This is a genomic window from Streptomyces sp. JJ38 (assembly GCF_019303475.1).
Taxonomy (GTDB): domain Bacteria; phylum Actinomycetota; class Actinomycetes; order Streptomycetales; family Streptomycetaceae; genus Streptomyces.
This window is the reverse complement of record NZ_JABLSI010000003.1, coordinates 162,689-163,426: the sequence shown is the minus strand read 5'-3', so window position 1 is coordinate 163,426 and position 738 is coordinate 162,689. Positions and strand designations below refer to the sequence as shown.

The window sequence follows — 738 nt, the reverse complement described above, 5'->3', positions numbered from 1 at the left end:
ACCTTGCCTTCCCGGATGTTGACCTGCGCGTCGACGGTGGTCTTGCACAGGGGGCAGATCGACTTGGTGAACTCCACGAACACCTCGTCCCGGTCCACCTTGCGCCCTGGCTTCGGCGTCTGGGGCATCGGCACTCTCCCTCTCGTTGGCGGGGCATCCGGAGCCGGACACCATCACGTCTCAGGGCAGCTGGGCACGCCGCCCCGCCGGCGCGTCACCGGCCGACCGCGCGGCGCCGTCCACCCGGTAGGCGGTCCGCAGCAACACCGCGGCGTAAACCAGCAGCAGAGCGTCCTGGACGAGGACGAACCAGCTCAGGCTCTGGGTGAGGTAGTTCCCGAAGCAGCCGCAGTTGTCCACGGTCAGACCCCGCGCGAACGCCTGGCCCGCCAGCATCGCCCATACGACGGCCACCGCCGTGTACATCCACACGGGAGCGAGGGCCCGTGACCGGGGCCGGGACAGGAACCAGACCCCGCACACCAGCTCCACGACGATCAGCGCGACGGCGAGCACGGCCGCCGCGGCGCCGTGGACCAGACCGTACGCACCGAGAATGTCCGGCATGGCGGCGACGGAGGCGAGCTGGCCCACAGCCATGGCGGTGAAGACGAAACCGAGGACGAGGCGGAGCACCATGCCCCGACGCTACGGCCGCTCCCACACCACGAACCGTGAGCGCGCTCACCGACCTGGCCGCGGATTCACTCCCTCACCACCGACGCGCGCCGCTCGGCC

1 protein-coding gene is annotated in these 738 nt (G+C 70.6%); it reads right to left on the bottom strand.

What is annotated here, in order from left to right:
• Positions 1-180: 180 nt before the first annotated feature.
• Entirely contained in the window at positions 181-639 is a 459-nt protein-coding gene (locus HPT28_RS02650; RefSeq protein ID WP_219088781.1) for a MauE/DoxX family redox-associated membrane protein, read from the bottom strand.
• Positions 640-738: the final 99 nt, after the last annotated feature.